Origin of the sequence: Flavobacterium collinsii, assembly GCF_902804485.1 — a bacterium.
Taxonomy (GTDB): Bacteria; Bacteroidota; Bacteroidia; order Flavobacteriales; family Flavobacteriaceae; genus Flavobacterium; species Flavobacterium collinsii.
In genome coordinates, this window is record NZ_CADCST010000044.1 from 66,424 (window position 1) to 83,866 (window position 17,443).

General features: G+C 36.8%; 19 protein-coding genes and 1 riboswitch. Of the genes, 16 read left to right on the plus strand and 3 right to left on the minus strand.

All coding sequences use genetic code 11. From position 1 onward, the window contains the following. Positions 1–54 precede the first annotated feature (54 nt). The 6 genes from FLA105534_RS00735 to tsf all read left to right on the plus strand — a co-directional run bounded on the left by FLA105534_RS00735 (position 55) and on the right by tsf (position 4,792). Positions 55–801 carry a ferritin-like domain-containing protein gene (locus FLA105534_RS00735; protein ID WP_173964133.1) on the plus strand — a complete coding sequence of 249 codons (747 nt, stop codon included), beginning with the start codon at positions 55–57 and terminating at the stop codon, positions 799–801. A gap of 26 nt (positions 802–827) precedes the next feature. After that, the gene (locus tag FLA105534_RS00740) at positions 828–1,640 is read left to right on the plus strand and encodes a ferritin-like domain-containing protein (protein ID WP_173964134.1); all 813 of its coding nucleotides are present in this window, start codon (positions 828–830) and stop codon (positions 1,638–1,640) included. 193 nt (positions 1,641–1,833) lie between these two features. Further along, positions 1,834–2,289, plus strand: coding sequence for a 50S ribosomal protein L13 (gene rplM / locus FLA105534_RS00745; RefSeq protein WP_026983738.1), 456 nt, complete (start codon positions 1,834–1,836; stop codon positions 2,287–2,289). Next, a complete protein-coding gene (gene rpsI, locus FLA105534_RS00750) occupies positions 2,289–2,675 on the plus strand; it encodes a 30S ribosomal protein S9 (RefSeq protein WP_017497947.1) in 387 nt (128 codons plus the stop codon). The genes rplM and rpsI overlap by 1 nt, the downstream gene beginning before the upstream one ends. A 235-nt stretch (positions 2,676–2,910) precedes the next feature. Next, a complete protein-coding gene (rpsB, locus tag FLA105534_RS00755) occupies positions 2,911–3,693 on the plus strand; it encodes a 30S ribosomal protein S2 (protein WP_173964135.1) in 783 nt (260 codons plus the stop codon). Positions 3,694–3,829: 136 nt separating this feature from the next. Next, positions 3,830–4,792, plus strand: a complete 963-nt coding sequence (gene tsf, locus FLA105534_RS00760) for a translation elongation factor Ts (RefSeq protein ID WP_173964136.1) — start codon at positions 3,830–3,832, stop codon at positions 4,790–4,792. 225 nt (positions 4,793–5,017) lie between these two features. Here the strand turns inward: tsf and FLA105534_RS00765 are convergent, their stop codons facing one another. Continuing rightward, a complete protein-coding gene (locus tag FLA105534_RS00765; protein WP_173964137.1) occupies positions 5,018–7,129 on the minus strand; it encodes a M3 family metallopeptidase in 2,112 nt (703 codons plus the stop codon). Between the two features lie 169 nt (positions 7,130–7,298). Here FLA105534_RS00765 and FLA105534_RS00770 point away from each other — a divergent pair, with 169 nt between their 5' ends. The 10 genes from FLA105534_RS00770 (at position 7,299) to FLA105534_RS00815 (ending at position 15,726) form a co-directional block, all read left to right on the plus strand. Further along, positions 7,299–7,976 (plus strand): queuosine precursor transporter, encoded by a 678-nt coding sequence (locus FLA105534_RS00770; protein WP_173964138.1) that lies wholly within the window; start codon positions 7,299–7,301, stop codon positions 7,974–7,976. After that, positions 7,976–8,548, plus strand: a complete 573-nt coding sequence (locus FLA105534_RS00775) for a DNA-3-methyladenine glycosylase I (protein WP_173964139.1) — start codon at positions 7,976–7,978, stop codon at positions 8,546–8,548. Before FLA105534_RS00770 ends, FLA105534_RS00775 begins: the two co-directional genes overlap by 1 nt. A gap of 106 nt (positions 8,549–8,654) precedes the next feature. Beyond that, a riboswitch (TPP riboswitch) is annotated at positions 8,655–8,751 on the plus strand. 65 nt (positions 8,752–8,816) lie between these two features. Then, entirely contained in the window at positions 8,817–9,023 is a 207-nt protein-coding gene (gene thiS / locus FLA105534_RS00780) for a sulfur carrier protein ThiS (protein ID WP_173964140.1), read from the plus strand. 136 nt (positions 9,024–9,159) lie between these two features. Then, positions 9,160–10,983 carry a phosphomethylpyrimidine synthase ThiC gene (gene thiC / locus FLA105534_RS00785; protein WP_173964141.1) on the plus strand — a complete coding sequence of 608 codons (1,824 nt, stop codon included), beginning with the start codon at positions 9,160–9,162 and terminating at the stop codon, positions 10,981–10,983. Between the two features lie 52 nt (positions 10,984–11,035). Next, a complete protein-coding gene (locus FLA105534_RS00790; protein ID WP_173964142.1) occupies positions 11,036–11,626 on the plus strand; it encodes a thiamine phosphate synthase in 591 nt (196 codons plus the stop codon). Further along, positions 11,593–12,348 carry a hydroxymethylpyrimidine/phosphomethylpyrimidine kinase gene (locus tag FLA105534_RS00795; protein WP_173964143.1) on the plus strand — a complete coding sequence of 252 codons (756 nt, stop codon included), beginning with the start codon at positions 11,593–11,595 and terminating at the stop codon, positions 12,346–12,348. The genes FLA105534_RS00790 and FLA105534_RS00795 overlap by 34 nt, the downstream gene beginning before the upstream one ends. Continuing rightward, on the plus strand, positions 12,338–12,976 hold the full coding sequence (locus FLA105534_RS00800; protein WP_173964144.1) for a thiamine phosphate synthase: 639 nt from the start codon (positions 12,338–12,340) through the stop codon (positions 12,974–12,976). The genes FLA105534_RS00795 and FLA105534_RS00800 overlap by 11 nt, the downstream gene beginning before the upstream one ends. After that, positions 12,957–13,733: a thiazole synthase gene (locus FLA105534_RS00805; RefSeq protein WP_317168131.1), complete on the plus strand. Its 777-nt coding sequence runs from the start codon at positions 12,957–12,959 to the stop codon at positions 13,731–13,733. Before FLA105534_RS00800 ends, FLA105534_RS00805 begins: the two co-directional genes overlap by 20 nt. A 99-nt stretch (positions 13,734–13,832) precedes the next feature. Beyond that, a complete protein-coding gene (gene thiH / locus FLA105534_RS00810; RefSeq protein ID WP_173964145.1) occupies positions 13,833–14,945 on the plus strand; it encodes a 2-iminoacetate synthase ThiH in 1,113 nt (370 codons plus the stop codon). A 70-nt stretch (positions 14,946–15,015) separates the two neighbouring features. Continuing rightward, entirely contained in the window at positions 15,016–15,726 is a 711-nt protein-coding gene (locus FLA105534_RS00815; RefSeq protein WP_173964146.1) for a HesA/MoeB/ThiF family protein, read from the plus strand. On the opposite strand, the gene FLA105534_RS00820 is transcribed toward FLA105534_RS00815, so the two are convergent. Then, positions 15,723–16,517 carry an MOSC domain-containing protein gene (locus tag FLA105534_RS00820; RefSeq protein ID WP_173964147.1) on the minus strand — a complete coding sequence of 265 codons (795 nt, stop codon included), beginning with the start codon at positions 16,515–16,517 and terminating at the stop codon, positions 15,723–15,725. The two genes, FLA105534_RS00815 and FLA105534_RS00820, sit on opposite strands and share 4 nt — an antisense overlap. 1 nt (position 16,518) lies before the next feature. Further along, complete coding sequence (gene aat / locus FLA105534_RS00825; protein ID WP_173964148.1) at positions 16,519–17,157, minus strand: leucyl/phenylalanyl-tRNA--protein transferase; 639 nt, start codon at positions 17,155–17,157, stop codon at positions 16,519–16,521. Positions 17,158–17,443 lie beyond the last annotated feature (286 nt).

The following is a 17,443-nucleotide window of genomic DNA, read 5'->3' on the forward strand; positions in this document are numbered from 1 at the left end:
AAAATTTCGTTAATACCTTAATACATGTTATTAACCTTTTAAAAGTCCTTGATTATGAAAAACGAAGTTAAAATTCATGAAGTAGATCCTTCATTGAATAACAGAAGGAGCTTCCTTAAGCTCAGCGGCCTTACATTAGTTAGTGCCGGTTTGATTATGGCCGGTTGCAGCGATAATGACAATGACAACGACATGGAAGACACTACGTTACCCGGAATCCGAAACGGCGTCTTTGATTTAGGATCGGGTGATTTTGGAGTACTAACCTATGCGTATGCTTTAGAACAACTGGAAGCCGACTTTTATACTAAGGTTGTAAACTCAGCAACTTTTAATGTAACTTTCAATCCTATCGAACGGCAGGTACTAACAGACCTGTATCATCACGAAGTAATTCACAGAGATTTTTTCAAAGCTGCTTTAACCGGAGCACTTCCTGATCCGAGCTCTCAATTACTTCCTTCCTTAGCTTTTAACTACGGTTCTTTGAATTTTAACAGCCGTACGGAAGTTCTTGCTACAGCAAAAGCATTAGAAGATACCGGAGTTGCTGCTTACAATGGGGCAGGAAAATTAATTAAAAGCGCAGACTATTTACTTTTAGCAGGAAAAATTGTTTCGGTAGAAGCCAGACACGCATCAGCCATCAGAAGTTTAATTAATCCTAATTCTAAAGATTTTGCCGGCGATGATATTGTAAACGCAACAACAGGTTTGGATGCAGCACAAGATCCTTCAAAAATTCTACCAATTGCAGGAGGCTTCATTACAACAAAATTTACAGCCAAATATTTACCTTAATCTTAACAAGCTAAAACTTAGAAATTATGAATATTTTAAAATTTATAGAAACATTTACTGATGATAGCTTGATGAGAAGCACTGGTTCAAGAAGAGACAGTTTTAATCAGTTTGGAAGTATTGGAAAAACATTAGCCTACGCATCAATCCCTTTTGGATTATCAGCAATGGCAAATAAAGCATTAGCAAAAGACATTACTGCAACACCCGCAACTCCTATTGGAGCCTTGCAATTTGCCTTAACTTTAGAATATCTGGAAAACGAATTTTATGCTATGGCATTAGATTCCGGAGTAATTCCGGCATCAGAAAATGGCGGACGCGATTTAAAAGTTTTTCAGCAAATAGCAGCACATGAGTCCGATCACGTTAAATTTTTGATAGCAGGACTGGGCGGACCAGCAAGTGCAAATTTTGTCGCTAAACCTACTTTTGACTTTACTGTTGGAGGAGCTTTTGATCCATTTCATGACTACCCAACCTTTTTAGCATTAGCACAAGCCTTTGAAGATACAGGCGTTAGAGCCTACAAAGGTCAGGCAGCAAATTTAATCACGACACCTGATTTACTAACTGCCGCATTACAAATTCACTCAGTAGAAGCCCGTCATGCTTCTGAAGTACGACGTTTAAGAGGATTAAAAGGATGGATTTCGAATAGTGAACGAGGCGCAGGAATGCCCGCTGCAACACAAGCTGTTTATGATGGTGAAGGAGTTACCGTACAGGCAGGATTCAACACGGCAGCTGCATTTGGAGCTTCTGCAGGGTCAGAAGCTTATGATGAGCCACTTACGACACAACAAGTCGTTGATATTGCAAATTTATTTATTGTTTAGCCAAAACAATTCTAAATATTAAACCACCTTCGCGTTATTGTGAAGGTGGTTTTTTTTTATTGTTTTAAATCAAAAACTGATGTCCTGATTTTCAGCAGATAAAATATTCTTTTCAGGTATTTGGTTTTAAAATAATTAATTGTACTTTTGCATCCCCTTTATTGGGGATGGAATGTTTAATTAAAATAATATTATGGACGCATTAAGCTACAAGACAATTTCAGCTAGCAAAGCCACTGTAACTAAAGAGTGGATTGTTGTTGATGCTGAAGGTCATAACTTAGGTCGTCTTGCTTCAAAGGTTGCAATGATCTTAAGAGGTAAGTACAAACCAAGTTACACACCGCACGTTGACTGTGGAGATAACGTAATTGTTATCAACTCAGAAAAAATTAACCTTACAGGTACAAAAATGAATGACAAAATTTACATGCGTCATACAGGTTACCCAGGAGGACAAAGAACTTTAACTGCTAAAGTATTGCAATCTAAGAATCCTGCATTATTAGTAGAAAAAGCTGTAAAAGGAATGCTACCTAAAAACAAATTAGGAGCTGAACTTTTTAGAAATCTAAATGTTGTTGTAGGTGCTGAGCATACTCACGGAGCTCAAAAACCTAGAACTGTTAACCTAAACGATCTTAAGTAATGGGAGTTATTCACAAAATCGGTAGAAGAAAAACCGCTGTTGCACGTGTATATGTTTCTGAAGGAACAGGAAAAATCACTGTAAACAAAAAAGAATTCGCAACTTACTTTCCAACTGCAACTTTACAATACAAAGTTTTACAACCATTATCTATGACAGAAAATGCAAGTAACTTTGATGTAAAAGTAAACGTTTACGGAGGTGGTTCAACTGGTCAGGCAGAAGCTGTAAGAATGGCACTAGCACGTGTAATGTGTGAAGTAAACATCGAAAACAGAGCTATCTTGAAACCAGAAGGTTTATTAACAAGAGATCCAAGAATGGTTGAACGTAAGAAATTCGGTCAGAAGAAAGCTCGTAAGAGATTCCAATTCTCTAAACGTTAATATTTACCTGTCTTGTACATTTGGTGCAGGACACCATCAATTATTTATTGAAATTAAAAAACACAGTTGTTGTTGCTCTCCTATTGAGGTAGGAAATAGTTTAGCATCTAAATGGGTTAAAAGTCTTGAAGTCGAAAGCCTAAAAGTCTTAAAGTTTGAAGCCTATAGCGTAATGCTTAGTGCCTAAAGTAAAAAAAACACATTGCTAATCAACAGAACGTAAACTAGTACAAAAATGGCAAACAAAATAGAAGTTAAAGACTTACTAGAAGCAGGTGTTCACTTTGGACACATGACTAGAAAATGGGACCCAAATATGGCCCCTTACATTTATATGGAGCGTAATGGTATTCACATTATCAATCTATATAAAACTGCAGCAAAAATTGAAGAAGCTAACGAAGCTTTGAAAAAAATCGCTGCATCAGGTAGAAAAATCTTATTCGTAGCTACCAAAAAACAAGCAAAAGACATCGTTGCTGACAAAGCAAAAGCTGCAAACATGCCTTACATCACTGAAAGATGGCCAGGTGGAATGCTAACTAACTTTGTTACTATCAGAAAGGCAGTTAAAAAAATGTCTTCTATCGATAAAATGAAGAAAGATGGTACTTTCATGACGTTATCTAAAAAAGAGCGTTTGCAAGTTGATCGTCTACGTGCTAAATTAGAGAAAAACTTAGGTTCAATCGCTGATATGTCTAGACTACCTGCAGCATTGTTCGTAGTAGATATCAAAGCTGAACACATCGCAATAAAAGAAGCACAAAAATTAAACATTCCAGTTTTCGCAATGGTTGATACGAATTCTGACCCAAGAGAGGTTGATTACGTTATTCCTGCAAATGATGATGCTTCTAAATCAATTGACAAAATTTTATCTTTAGTAACTGCTGCTGTAATCGAAGGTCTTTCTGACAGAGGTTCTGAAAAAGAAACTGAAGCTACAGAAGAAGCTGCTCCTGCTGCTGTAGAAGCTGCACCAGCTGTTGATGCTGCTCCTGCAACTGAAGAATAAATCAAATTTAAATTCCAAATTTTAAATTCTAAAATCCAAACACAAATTAAAAACGTTATGTTGATAATTTAATAAAATTGGAGTTTAGAATTTAAAAGATGGAATTTTTACTTTTAACATTAAAATTCAAAATATTATGGCAACAATTACTGCTGCAGACGTAAATAAATTAAGACAATCTACAGGTGCCGGAATGATGGACTGTAAAAAAGCTTTAGTTGAGGCTGACGGAGATTTCGATAAAGCTATACAAGTCCTTAGAGAAAAAGGACAAAAAGTTGCTGCTAACCGTTCTGACCGTGAGTCTTCTGAAGGAGCTGCTGTTTCTTTTATCAATGCTGACAATACTAAAGGAGCTATCATCACTTTAAACTGCGAAACTGATTTCGTAGGTAAAAATGAGGCTTTCGTAACTTTAGCTAAAGAATTAGTTGAAAAAGCTATTAACTTCTCTTCTAAAGAAGAATTTTTAGCTTCAGATTTCAACGGAATTACTGTTGCTGAAAAATTAATCGAGCAAACTGGAGTTATTGGAGAAAAAATCGAAATCGGTGGTTTTGAAATTTTAGAAGGTGCTTTTGTTGGATCTTATGTTCACGTTAACAAAATTGCTGCATTAACTGCAATTTCTGCTGCAATTCCTAACGCTGAAGTTTTAACTAAAGATGTTTCTATGCAAGTTGCTTCTATGGGAGCTGATACATTATCTTACAAAGATTTTGATCCTGCTTTCGTTGAATCTGAGCTTGCTGCTCGTATTGCTGTAATCGAAAAAGACAATGAAGAAGCAAAACGTTTAGGAAAAACTTTAAAAAATGTTCCTAAATACATCTCTTTCTCTCAATTAACTGAAGAAGTTTTAAAACAAGCTGAAGAAGATGCTAAAGCTGAATTAAAAGCTGAAGGTAAACCAGAGCAAATTTGGGACAAAATTATCCCAGGAAAAGTTCAACGTTTTATCTCTGACAATACTACTTTAGATCAAGAGAAAGCTTTGTTAGATCAAAACTTTATCAAAGATGATAGTAAAAAAGTTGGTGATTACGTTAAAGGATTCAACGTTGAAATTACAGGTTTCAAAAGAGTTACTTTAGGTTAATATATTATTTCAATATTTAAAAAGCCCGAATATTAATTTATTCGGGCTTTTTTTTATGCGGAATATTTATTTGTGAAATGTTATTTGTGAGATGTAAAATATGAAGAAGTTAAAATAGTGCCCTGAATCTATTTCATCTTCAGAGCAACTCGATTATTTCGCAAATCTCAAGTTTTCTTCTAATTCCATCTCACATTTTACATTTCACATTTCACATCTAACTACTTACTTCTTGATCGGAAAATTTCTGGCACGCATTAAAGCATCAGATTTAGGAGCTCTTCCTCTAAAGTTCTCATACGCTTTCTCCTGATCGATTGTATTTCCAACACTAAAAATAGTATCATACAAACGTTTTGCTACTACCTTATCATAAGGTCCTTTTCCTTCTGTAAAAGCCTCATAAGCATCTGCATTGATCACATCAGCCCACAAATAACTGTAATATCCTGCTGAATACCCGTCACCTGAGAAAATGTGTCCGAATTGAGGAATTCTGTGACGCATTACAATTTCTGATGGCATGTGAAGCGCATCTAAAGTCTCTTTCTCAAATTTATGAGGATCAATAGTAGTCGTTGACAAATGAAGTTTCATATCAATTAAAGAACTCGAAATTGTTTCTACAGTTGAAAAACCTTCATTAAAATTAGCCGCTTTCTCGATTCTTTCTACAAGAGCCTGAGGCAATGGCTGATTTGTTTTATAATGTAAAGCAAACTTATTTAACACTTCTGGAGTAGCCAACCAGTGCTCTAACAATTGAGACGGGAACTCTACATAATCCCTAGCTACATTTGTACCTGATAAACTTGGATAGGTTACATTAGAACACAATCCGTGAAGCGCGTGTCCAAATTCATGAAACAAAGTCGTAGCATCTTCCCATGAGATTAAAATCGGTTCATTTTCGCCTCCTTTTATGAAGTTACAGTTATTAGACACAATGGTCAAAACTTCCCCGTCCATTCTCTGCTGATCACGATACGCATTCATCCATGCTCCTGAACGCTTTCCTGCACGTGCATAAGGATCAAAATACCACAAACCTACCACTTTACCCGTAACTTTATTACTTACCTCCCAAACACGTACGTCAGGATGATAAACCGGAACATTCGTAATTTGCTTGAAACTTAAATTGAATAATTCTCCGGCAACCCAGAACATTCCTTCACGTAAGTTCTCTAATTGCAAATACGGTTTAACTTCATTTTGATCTAAATCATATTTTGCCTTTCTAACTTTTTCAGCATAATAACGATAATCCCAAGGCTGAATTTTAAATTTACCTCCTTCTGCGTCAACAATTTTCTGCATTTCAGCGACATCCTGATGCACTTTCTCTACAGCAGGCTTCCACACAGACTCCATTAAAGCTAATGTCTTCTTAGGATCTTTTGCCATTTTATTAGACAAACTCCAATCAGCAAAAGTTGGAAATCCTAACAAATTAGCTTTCTTTGTACGCAATTGCAAAATAGAAACCAAAGTAGCATTGTTGTCATTTGCATTACCGTTATCTCCGCGTTTTACAAAAATATCAAATGCTTTTTCTCTTAAATCCCTACGAGTCGAGAAAGTCAAAAATGGTTCGATAGACGAACGTGTATTAGCCACACAGCCCAATACATCTAACTTTCTGTTTTTTGCTTCGGCAATAGCGGCATTTTTTACTTCAGTTGGTAAACCGTCAAAATCACTTTCTGTTTTTAAAGCTACGTATTGATTGCGCTCCTCAGCCAATAGATTCTGACTAAATTTAGTAAAAAGACTAGCCAGTTCCTGGTTGATTTTCGCTACTTTCCCTTTATCAATATCATTAAGTTTTGCACCTTCACGAACAAAATCAGTATAATATAACCAAATCAAACGCTGTTGTTCACTGGTAAGTTTCTTGCTTTCCTTTGAATTATACAAAGCTTCAATTCTTGCGAATAATTTTTTGTTCTGAACAATCTGATCTGCAAATTCAGATAATTTCGGAGACATTTCTGTTTCAACAGTGTTAAATTCAGGTGTACTTAAAGTAGAACCATAAATCCCGTAAACACTATAAATTCTGGAAATTGTTTTACCCGAACGCTCTAAAGCTGCAATTGTATTTTCAAAAGTTGGTGCTTTCGGATTGTTCGTAATAGCATCAATTTCGCTTAGTTTTTCCTGAATTGCAAATTGAAAAGCAGGTTTAAACTGCGAAACCTTATACTCATTAAAAGCAGGAACCCCACCATAAGGACCTGTCCATTGTTGCACCAACGGATTGTCCGGATTAGTCTGTGCGTTAGCCGCAAGTAAGGTTGTTCCCATGAGAAAAATTGTCATTAATTTTTTCATTATCGTTGATTTGTTTTAAATAGTTTATTGTTCCAAATGTAACTAAAAATCAGTATTCATTTAAAAATTTTAACTTTGAAGTCCTCTAAAAACTACCCTTTAATTTAAATATTCGTCTAAAAAGTTATAGAGAAATAGTTTAAATTTGAAACATCATTAACCAAATCACATGTTTAAAACCCGCAGAGAAATTGTTTTTGTAATTCTGGCCGGCATCTTTATAACAAATGCTGTTGTGGCCGAACTTATTGGAGGAAAATTAATTCAGATTGGACCGTTTGTCATGAGCATTGGTATTTTACCATGGCCTATTGTCTTTTTAACAACTGATTTGATCAATGAGTATTTTGGTGAAAAAGGGGTAAAAAAGTTATCCTTCATAACCGCTTGTTTGATTGCTTATGCCTTTCTGATTTTATTTATGGCCATTGTAATTCCGGCAGCCAAAGGAATCAGCCCTGTTAACGACGAACAGTTTCGGGCCGTTTTTGGACAAAGTATGTGGATCATTGTCGGTAGTTTAATCGCTTTTATGGCCTCTCAACTAATTGATGTCTGGATCTTTTGGTTTTTCAAAAGACGCACCGGAGAACGAAAAATATGGCTTAGAACCACAGGATCAACCGTAATCTCGCAATTATTCGATTCTTTTATTGTACTAGGAATTGCTTTCTGGTTACCCGGAAAAATTGATTTTGATACTTTCATCTCATCCGGTTTAACGGGTTACATTTTTAAACTGTCTGTTGCTGTTTTACTAACTCCGGCGATTTACGCAGGACATCATTTGATTAAGAAATACTTAGACGAAGATCCGGCACACAAAAATCCCAAACATAAAAAATAATGGTGAACGAAAATCTGATAAGATGCGGCTGGTGTTCTTCCAGCGATTTATATAAAAAATACCACGACGAAGAATGGGGTGTTCCCATTTATGATGATCCGTCTATATTCGAATTTTTAATCCTGGAAACCTTTCAGGCTGGTCTAAGCTGGATTACAATTTTGAATAAAAGAGAAAATTTCAGAACCGCCTTCGATCATTTCGATTATAAAAAAATTGCTCAGTATCCGGAAGAAAAAATAGAATCTCTATTGCAGGATACCGGAATTGTTCGAAACAAACTTAAAATTCGTGCTACCATTTCAAACGCACAGGCATTCCTGAAAGTACAAGAAGAGTTCGGCACTTTTTCTGACTATATTTGGAAGTTTACCAACGGAAATCCGATCGACAACAATCCAAAAACCTTAAAAGATGTTCCTTCCACTACTCCTCTTTCAGACGAAATTAGCAATGATTTGAAAAAACGCGGCTTCAAATTCGTTGGCTCAACCGTGATTTATGCCCATATGCAGGCCACCGGAATGGTTAACGATCATGTCGAAGATTGCTTTACCCGAAAAAGGAAATAGCCGCAGTTGCAGTCTCGGTTTTCACTTTTTAGAGCTTAATTTTTTAAGCTAAAGACTGAAAACTGAAAACTGAGACTGAAAACTTTAAAAAAATCATTACATTTGCTTCACACTTTAGGGGTGTCTACAACTTGTAGGCTGAGATTTTACCCTCTGAACCTGATCTAGCTCACACTAGCGTAGGGAAAAGTAAGATGACTTCTGCGCGCATTTTTATGCGCAATTGTAGCCATTCCTAAAGTATAACTACATACTAAACTCAAAAGGAATGGAACTAAAAATCAACCAACAAATTAAACAATTCAATGCTGAATCGTTAAGCATTCAGTCATTGCTCGATCTCGAAATTCCCAACAAACAAAACGGAATTGCCGTTGCCATTAACAATAATGTTGTTCCAAGAACCAACTGGAACCAACAGCTTGTATCCGAAACTGACGAAATTCTAATTATTTCTGCCACACAGGGGGGATAAAATTCCAATTTTTCAAATTTCAAATTCCAAATTCCAATTGTCAAGCAAGAAGTAGACGCACTACCATGCCCCTCTACAATCGACAATTAAATTTCACATCTTACATTTCACATCTCACAAAATACAACTACAAGCTATGACTACAGAAGAACAAATTTCCAGAACTCCATTTCCTAACTCCCAAAAAGTGTATGTAAGTGGTGAAATCCATCCTATCAAGGTGGCCATGCGCGAGGTTCTGCTGAGCGACACTAAACTTTCAAACGGCGGAATCGAAAAAAATCCTCCCGTAACGGTTTATGACACTTCCGGTCCATATACCGATCCCAAAATTGAAATTGACATTCGAAAAGGACTCCCGAGATTAAGAGAGCAATGGATTTTAGATCGTAATGATGTCGAAATTCTAAGTGAAATCACTTCTGATTATGGACAAAGCCGATTGAAAGACGAAAGTTTAAATCATCTTCGATTTGAATATTTGCATCAGCCCAAAAGAGCCAAAAACGGAGCCAACGTGACACAATTGTATTATGCCAAACAAGGCATTATCACTCCTGAAATGGAATATATTGCTATTCGTGAAAATCAACGAATAGAACTTCTAAACGAACAAACCAAAGCCATGCAATGCCAGCATGGTGGTCATAGTTTTGGAGCCAATACTCCCAAAAGCAAAATCACTCCCGAATTTGTTCGCAGCGAAGTAGCTTGCGGAAGAGCCATTATCCCTAACAACATTAATCATCCTGAAAGTGAGCCTATGATAGTTGGTCGCAACTTTCTGGTTAAGATAAACGCTAACATTGGCAATAGCGCCGTGACTTCGAGTATTGAAGAAGAAGTAGAGAAAGCAGTCTGGGCTTGCCGTTGGGGTGCAGATACTATTATGGACTTATCAACAGGTAAAAACATTCACGAAACCCGAGAGTGGATTATCCGTAACTCTCCCGTTCCAATTGGTACGGTTCCGATTTATCAGGCTTTAGAAAAAGTAAAAGGAATTGCCGAAGATTTAACCTGGGAAGTTTTTCGTGACACTTTAATTGAACAGGCTGAGCAAGGTGTTTCTTATTTTACGATTCACGCCGGAGTACTGTTACGCTACATTCATTTAACAGCCGACAGGGTTACCGGAATTGTTTCTCGTGGCGGATCTATCATGGCAAAATGGTGCTTGTTTCATCATAAAGAAAACTTCTTATACACTCATTTTGAAGAGATCTGTGCAATCATGAAGCAATATGATGTTGCTTTTTCTCTAGGAGATGGTTTACGTCCGGGTTCTATTGCAGATGCTAACGATGCAGCTCAATTTGCAGAACTAGAGACCTTAGGAGAATTAACTAAAATTGCCTGGAAACACGATGTTCAGGTTTTCATTGAAGGTCCAGGTCACGTCCCGATGCACATGATTAAAGAAAATATGGACAAACAACTGGAACATTGTCATGAAGCTCCTTTTTATACTTTAGGCCCTCTAACAACGGACATTGCACCGGGTTACGATCACATTACCTCTGCCATTGGAGCAGCAATGATTGGCTGGTATGGTTGTGCGATGCTATGTTATGTTACTCCAAAGGAACACCTCGGCTTACCTAATAAAAAAGATGTAAAAGATGGTGTGATCACCTATAAAATCTCCGCACATGCCGCCGATCTGGCTAAAGGCCATCCGGGAGCACAATACCGCGACAATGCCTTGAGCAAAGCTCGTTTTGAATTCCGCTGGGAAGATCAGTTCAACTTATCACTCGATCCAGATACTGCAAGAGAGTTTCATGATGAAACCCTTCCTGCTGACGGTGCAAAAGTCGCCCATTTCTGTTCGATGTGTGGTCCTAAATTCTGTTCCATGAAGATTTCTCAGGAAATTCGTGACGTAGCTGCTGCTGAAAAAGGCATGCAGGAAAAATCGGAAGAGTTTATTGAGCAGGGGAAAGAGATTTATATCTAATGTAGTTAGTGAAGAAAATAGAAGAAAGAATATAAAACAAAGAGAAAAATATATGATCGTAATTACCAATCCTTCCCCAATTAAAAATGAAACATACATTGTTCATTCCTTATTTGAAGAAGGATTGGCTTTGCTTCATATTCGGAAGCCTGATTTTTCTGAAATTGAAATGGCTCGGTTCATTCAGCAGATAAAACCTGAATATCGAAGCCATTTAGTCTTACACAGTCATCACATTTTGGCGGAAGACTTTGAAATTACTAAGATTCACTTTTCAGAAAAAGAAAGAAAAAACAGTGTTTCAATTGATATGAATCGAAAGACATTTTCGACATCAACCCATTCAATTGAAGATTTCAATTCCTTATCATCAGCGTTTGACTATGCTTTCTTAAGTCCTGTTTTTAAAAGTATTTCCAAAGAAGATTACCTCCCAAAGACTAACCTTTTTGAAGCTTTAAAGTCAAGAACAAACTACAAAACAAAACTGGTCGCTTTAGGAGGAATGAATGCCGAAAACATCCAAAAAACACACGAAAATGGTTTTGATGATGTCGCACTTTTAGGAAGTATCTGGAAAAATGAAAACCCCGTAAAACAATTCAAATTATGTCAGCAAATCGTCCAATCGCACTTTCAATAGCCGGCTTTGATCCCTCAGGTGGTGCCGGTGTTTTGGCAGACATCAAAACATTTGAACAGCATCAAGTAACCGGTTTTGCGATTTTAACCGCGAATACCATTCAAACTGAAAATGAATTTATAGAAATTCAATGGACCCATTTGAATTTTATAATTCGTTCTGTCGAAACCTTTTTCAAACGGTATAAAATCAGCGCTGTTAAAATTGGGATTGTCCCATCCTTAAATTATCTGAACCAGATTCTTTCGGTAATAAAACAACTATCACCTGACACTTTAATCGTTTGGGATACGGTTTTAAAATCAACTACTCAATTTGAATTTACAAGCCTTGACGATCGTTTCGATTTAAACGAAATTTTATCCAAAATTGATTTGATTACGCCTAATTACAACGAAATCGAATTATTATTTCCTGGTTTTACCACTAATCAACCCGGGCTTCAAAATGAAATTCCCACGAACATTTTATTAAAAGGCGGACATCATCCTTCGACAACCGGAACCGATCGTTTGTTTCTGAAAGACGAAATTACCGATCTGCTGCCTTCTGATAAAAAATGCTTTGAGAAACACGGTTCAGGCTGCGTATTATCAGCCGCAATTACCTCAAATCTTGCATGGAATCAACCTTTAAAAGAAGCCTGCAGGAATGCTAAGATCTACATAGAAAAATATCTGAATTCCACTTCAACTTTAATCGGACATCATTATGTATCATAAATTGCAATACATCTCACAAGGAGAAACAATAGAAGAACAACTGTATAATATCCATGAAGCTTTAGATGCCGGATGCGATTGGGTACAGCTGCGTTTTAAAAATCAAACTGAAAAAGACTCTTTTGCTTTGGCTGAAGCTGTAAAATTTTTATGCGAAGAGTATCTGGCGAATTTTATTGTGAACGATAACCTGTATCTCGCCCAACAAATTGCGGCAGACGGAGTTCATTTAGGACTTTCAGACATGAAAATTGACGAAGCAAGAGCCATACTGGGCAATACCAAAATCATAGGAGCAACTGCCAACACTTTTGAAGACATTGAAAACCATATTAAAAATGGCTGTGATTATATTGGTTTGGGGCCCTTTCGTTTTACAACAACCAAAGAAAAACTAAGTCCGATTCTGGGTTTATCGGGTTATTTTAAAATTATACAGGATCTAAAAAGGAATAAACTTGAAATCCCAGTCTATGCCATTGGAGGAATAACGCCAAACGATATCGCCCCCTTAATGGAAACTGGTATTCATGGAATTGCAGTCTCGGGCATGATTACAAAAAGTGATCAAAAAGGAAAACTCATTCAACAACTAAACGAAAAGTTATATGCAAACGTCATTGTTTAACATAGGAGATAAAACTTTAACCTCCCGCTTGTTTTTAGGAACAGGGAAATTTGGTTCAAACCTGGAAATGGAAGAGGCTATTTTGGCATCGGGAAGCGAGTTGGTAACCGTGGCTCTAAAACGTATCGATCTCGAGACCGAAACGGATGCTATTTTAACGCATTTAAATCATCCGAACATTCATTTATTACCCAACACATCGGGGGCACGTAATGCTAAAGAAGCCGTTTTTGCAGCACAATTAGCGAGAGAAGCACTAGAAACGAACTGGTTGAAGCTCGAGATTCACCCAGATCCGAAATACCTGATGCCCGATCCTATAGAAACTTTAAAAGCGACAGAGGAACTGGCCAAACTTGGCTTTTTTATTCTGCCCTACATTCATGCCGATCCCGTTTTATGCAAACATCTGGAGAGTGCAGGAACAACAGCCGTTATGCCTTTAGGCTCTCCTATTGGAAGCAATAAAGGTTTAAAAACGATCGATTTTCTTGAAATTATAATCGAACAAAGCAATGTTCCGGTAATAGTCGACGCCGGAATCGGATCACCGTCTGACGCTGCAAAAGCGATGGAAATTGGTGCTGATGCTGTTTTAGTGAATACTGCTATTGCCGTAGCCGGAAATCCGAAACTAATGGCAGAGGCCTTTAAAGAAGCGGTTATTGCCGGCCGAAAAGCCTTTGAAGCTAAAATTGCTCCTCAACAAAATCATGCTTTGGCTTCCAGTCCTTTGACCTCTTTTTTATATGAGTAGACTAAACAATTTAACCGCAAAGTTCGCAAAGAAAAGCGCTAAGAACGCAAAGCTTTGCAAACCTTGCGTAAATCTCCGCGCACTTTGCGGTTAAAAACTATGAAAACATTCAAATCAGTTTTTGAGAATTATGATTGGAATACTATTCAATCTAAAATATACCAAACCACATCAAAAGAGGTAGAACGCACTTTGTCTAAATCCAAACGAAATCTCGATGATTTTTTGGTTTTAATTTCACCTGTTGCACAAAAGTACCTGGAGCAAATGGCCCAGAAATGCCATGAAATCACCAAAAAACGCTTTGGCAAAACCATTCAAATGTATGCACCGCTCTATCTAAGCAACGAATGCCAGAACATATGTACCTACTGCGGATTTAGTTTAGACAATAAAATCAAACGAAAAACTCTTTCTGATGCTGAGATCAGACTTGAGGTCGAAGCTTTAAAAGATATTGGTTTTGACCACGTTTTACTCGTTACTGGCGAAGCAAATTATACGGTAAACATTAATTATTTTTTAAATGCCATTGCCTTAATCAGAAAAGAATTTTCAATCATCTCCGTCGAAGTCCAGCCGCTTTCTACTGAAGACTACGAACGTTTACATCAGGCTGGTGTTTATTCTGTTTTGGTATATCAGGAAACCTACCATCAGGATGTCTATAAAAAATACCATACAAAAGGTAAAAAATCAAACTTCGACTATAGACTGGAAACTCCTGACCGAATTGGAACTGCAGGAATTCATAAGATGGGACTAGGTGTTTTGCTAGGCTTGGAAGATTGGCGAACGGATAGTTTTTTTAATGCATTGCATCTGGATTATCTGCAAAAGAAATACTGGCAGACCAAGTATTCGGTTTCTTTTCCAAGACTTCGACCAGCAGAAGGCATTATCGAACCAAATTTTATTATGGATGATAAAGATCTGACACAGTTGATTTGCGCCTATCGTTTGTGGAATGAAGATCTGGAAATTTCGATTTCTACACGTGAAAATGAGAGGTTCAGAAATAATATTATACCAATTGGCGTTACAAGCATGAGTGCAGGATCGAAAACCAATCCCGGTGGTTATGTTGTCGATCCGCAATCACTGGAACAATTTGAGATTAGCGATGAACGTTCTGCTAAAGAAATTGCACAAATTATAACCAATTCAGGTTATGAACCTGTCTGGAAAGACTGGGACAAAAGTTACTGTTAAAGAAATTTCAATATTCAAATTCCAAATTCCAACAATCTAAAATCAACAATCTAAAATCTAAAATTCCAAAATGAGCATTATACAAGAATTTCTCCGCTACAACAGACAAACTATTCTTCCCGAAATCGGCGATGAAGGTCAGGAAAAACTCAAAAAAGCCAGAGTTTTAGTGATTGGCGCTGGTGGTTTAGGCTGCCCAATTCTACAATATATTGCCACAGCCGGAGTTGGTTGCATTGGCATTATGGATTTTGACACTATCGAAATTCATAATCTTCACCGACAAATTTTATATACCGAAAATGAAATTGGTAAACTCAAAGCTCTTGTTGCAAAAGAAGTGGTCTCAGAACTAAATCCATTAATAAAAGCGAAAGCTATTGTTGAAAAATTAACTCCGGAAAATGCTATCCAAATTATTGAGCAATATGACATTATAGTAGATGGTTCAGACAATTTTACAACCCGCTATCTGGTTAACGATACTTGTGTGGCTTTGCAAAAAACTTTAGTTTATGGCAGTATTTTAAAGTTTGAAGGACAAGTTGCTGTTTTCAATCATAAGGGCAGTAAAAATTTACGCGATTTATTCCCCGAAATGCCAGATCCAAAAGACGTTCCGAATTGTAATCTAAATGGTGTTTTAGGTACTCTACCCGGAATTATTGGCACAATGATGGCGCATGAAACTCTTAAATTGATTTTGGATTTGCCAACCCTAAACAATGAGTTAGTACTTTTTAATACGATAAACTGGAACTTTATGAAACTTAACTTTTAAAAAACAATCTCATCTCCGACATTGATAAGCCCTGAGTTCAGGCTTACAATATTGGTTCCGAATAAGACAGAATTATTTACATTTCTATATTTACTTAAAGTCTTTAATGGTTCTTTTTTTACAACGCCTTTTTGCGGATCATTATTCACCATAATGCATCTTCCGCAGGGTTTAATATTTCTAAATTGTACTTCGCCGATTTTAAAAGCAACAAAATCATCTTCCTCATGAGCCTTTTGGCTGCTGATTACAATGTTAGGACGGAATCGCAAAATGGTAATTTTGTCTTCCAGTTTTTCATTTAGAAAATCCAAACTTTCGGTTCCGATCATTAAATATGGATAACCATCGGCTAAACTAACATTAAAGGTTTCTTTTAGCTTTGAACTTTCGTGTTTACGATCTCCTTTTCTAATAATTTTAACCAGTTTACATTCGAAACCCAAATGTTCGCTAAACCAGGTAGAAGTATTTTTATTTACCTCAACAACATCACTGTCATCCTCCCACACTTTAACGGCAATGGGCTGATCTAAATGTTCTCCGATTAAAAAATCATGATTCTGATCTTTAAATGTAATACTGATTTTACCTTCTGAAATCTGAGGATAAAACTGACTCATGATGGGATATTCTCTTTGTGTCAGCATCTTGTTTTCAGCATCAACAAGCATCCATCTGCGGTCGTTTTCAAAACCCATTTCTTCGGCATAAGCGCTTTGACAATTTATTCCTGCCAGACTTTTTACAGGATAGATATAAAGCTCTTTTACAATATGAACTGCACTCATTTTATTCCTTTTTTAAAATAGATATAAACTCTTCACGATCAATCTCACGACAACCTAAACTTTCTAAATGCGGATTATGAACCTGACAATCCAGAAGTTTGTAGTTTCCTTCTTTTAAATAATTCACCAAAGCTATGAAAGCTACTTTTGAAGCATTTGATACTTTTGAAAACATGCTTTCTCCACAAAAAACATGACCCAAATCGATACCGTACAAACCTCCTACCAAAGCCTCATCCTGCCAAACCTCAACAGATTTTGCAATACCCTGTTCGTTTAATTTACAATAGGCATTGATCATTTCGTTTGAAATCCAGGTTCCGTCCTGCCCCTCACGTTTTATGTTTTGGCAATTCGAAATCACATCCACAAAATTTTGATTAAAAGTAACTTTAAACTGCTTTCTATTCAAAATATTACGCATACTTTTTGATACGATCAATTCATCCAGAAACAAAACCATTCTGGGATCCGGTGACCACCATAAAATTGGCTCTCCTTCATTGAACCAAGGGAAAATTCCGCTTTTATAGGCCAGTTTCAGTCTTTCCGGGTGTAAGTCTCCTCCAATAGCCAAAATTCCTTCTTCATCGGCTTCTGAAACGGGTGGGAAAAATAAATCGTTAAATACGTAATACATTTTTTAAATTCCAAAATTTTTAAATTCCAAATTCCCATTAGGAAATTTCAATACTAAAATGGCTTCGCCTCTTCGCTATCGCTAAGACTTAAATTCCAGATTCCGCAATGTTGTCATTTCGACGAAGGAGAAATCTCCTTAAGAAACTCCGCAACGAAAACCCAATCTTTGTCGAGCTTCTCGCGAGGATTTCTCCTTCGTCGAAATTGTAAAAGTTACTTATTTCGGTAACGGATTTATCATTTCAATTGGCTTTTTTCCATCAATTCCCTGATGTGGTCTTTCA

What these genes read in the sequence shown, in the direction of transcription:
- thiH (WP_173964145.1), top strand. Translation starts at nt 13,833, where the DNA reads ATGAAAACATTCAAATCAGTTTTTGAGAATTATGATTGGAATACTATT.
- rpsI (WP_017497947.1), top strand. Translation starts at nt 2,289, where the DNA reads ATGGGAGTTATTCACAAAATCGGTAGAAGAAAAACCGCTGTTGCACGT.
- aat (WP_173964148.1), bottom strand. Translation starts at nt 17,157, where the DNA reads ATGTATTACGTATTTAACGATTTATTTTTCCCACCCGTTTCAGAAGCC.
- FLA105534_RS00740 (WP_173964134.1), top strand. Translation starts at nt 828, where the DNA reads ATGAATATTTTAAAATTTATAGAAACATTTACTGATGATAGCTTGATG.
- thiC (WP_173964141.1), top strand. Translation starts at nt 9,160, where the DNA reads ATGACTACAGAAGAACAAATTTCCAGAACTCCATTTCCTAACTCCCAA.
- rpsB (WP_173964135.1), top strand. Translation starts at nt 2,911, where the DNA reads ATGGCAAACAAAATAGAAGTTAAAGACTTACTAGAAGCAGGTGTTCAC.
- thiS (WP_173964140.1), top strand. Translation starts at nt 8,817, where the DNA reads ATGGAACTAAAAATCAACCAACAAATTAAACAATTCAATGCTGAATCG.
- FLA105534_RS00765 (WP_173964137.1), bottom strand. Translation starts at nt 7,129, where the DNA reads ATGAAAAAATTAATGACAATTTTTCTCATGGGAACAACCTTACTTGCG.
- FLA105534_RS00800 (WP_173964144.1), top strand. Translation starts at nt 12,338, where the DNA reads ATGTATCATAAATTGCAATACATCTCACAAGGAGAAACAATAGAAGAA.
- FLA105534_RS00815 (WP_173964146.1), top strand. Translation starts at nt 15,016, where the DNA reads ATGAGCATTATACAAGAATTTCTCCGCTACAACAGACAAACTATTCTT.
- FLA105534_RS00735 (WP_173964133.1), top strand. Translation starts at nt 55, where the DNA reads ATGAAAAACGAAGTTAAAATTCATGAAGTAGATCCTTCATTGAATAAC.
- tsf (WP_173964136.1), top strand. Translation starts at nt 3,830, where the DNA reads ATGGCAACAATTACTGCTGCAGACGTAAATAAATTAAGACAATCTACA.
- rplM (WP_026983738.1), top strand. Translation starts at nt 1,834, where the DNA reads ATGGACGCATTAAGCTACAAGACAATTTCAGCTAGCAAAGCCACTGTA.
- FLA105534_RS00805 (WP_317168131.1), top strand. Translation starts at nt 12,957, where the DNA reads ATGCAAACGTCATTGTTTAACATAGGAGATAAAACTTTAACCTCCCGC.
- FLA105534_RS00775 (WP_173964139.1), top strand. Translation starts at nt 7,976, where the DNA reads ATGGTGAACGAAAATCTGATAAGATGCGGCTGGTGTTCTTCCAGCGAT.
- FLA105534_RS00795 (WP_173964143.1), top strand. Translation starts at nt 11,593, where the DNA reads ATGTCAGCAAATCGTCCAATCGCACTTTCAATAGCCGGCTTTGATCCC.
- FLA105534_RS00790 (WP_173964142.1), top strand. Translation starts at nt 11,036, where the DNA reads ATGATCGTAATTACCAATCCTTCCCCAATTAAAAATGAAACATACATT.
- FLA105534_RS00770 (WP_173964138.1), top strand. Translation starts at nt 7,299, where the DNA reads ATGTTTAAAACCCGCAGAGAAATTGTTTTTGTAATTCTGGCCGGCATC.
- FLA105534_RS00820 (WP_173964147.1), bottom strand. Translation starts at nt 16,517, where the DNA reads ATGAGTGCAGTTCATATTGTAAAAGAGCTTTATATCTATCCTGTAAAA.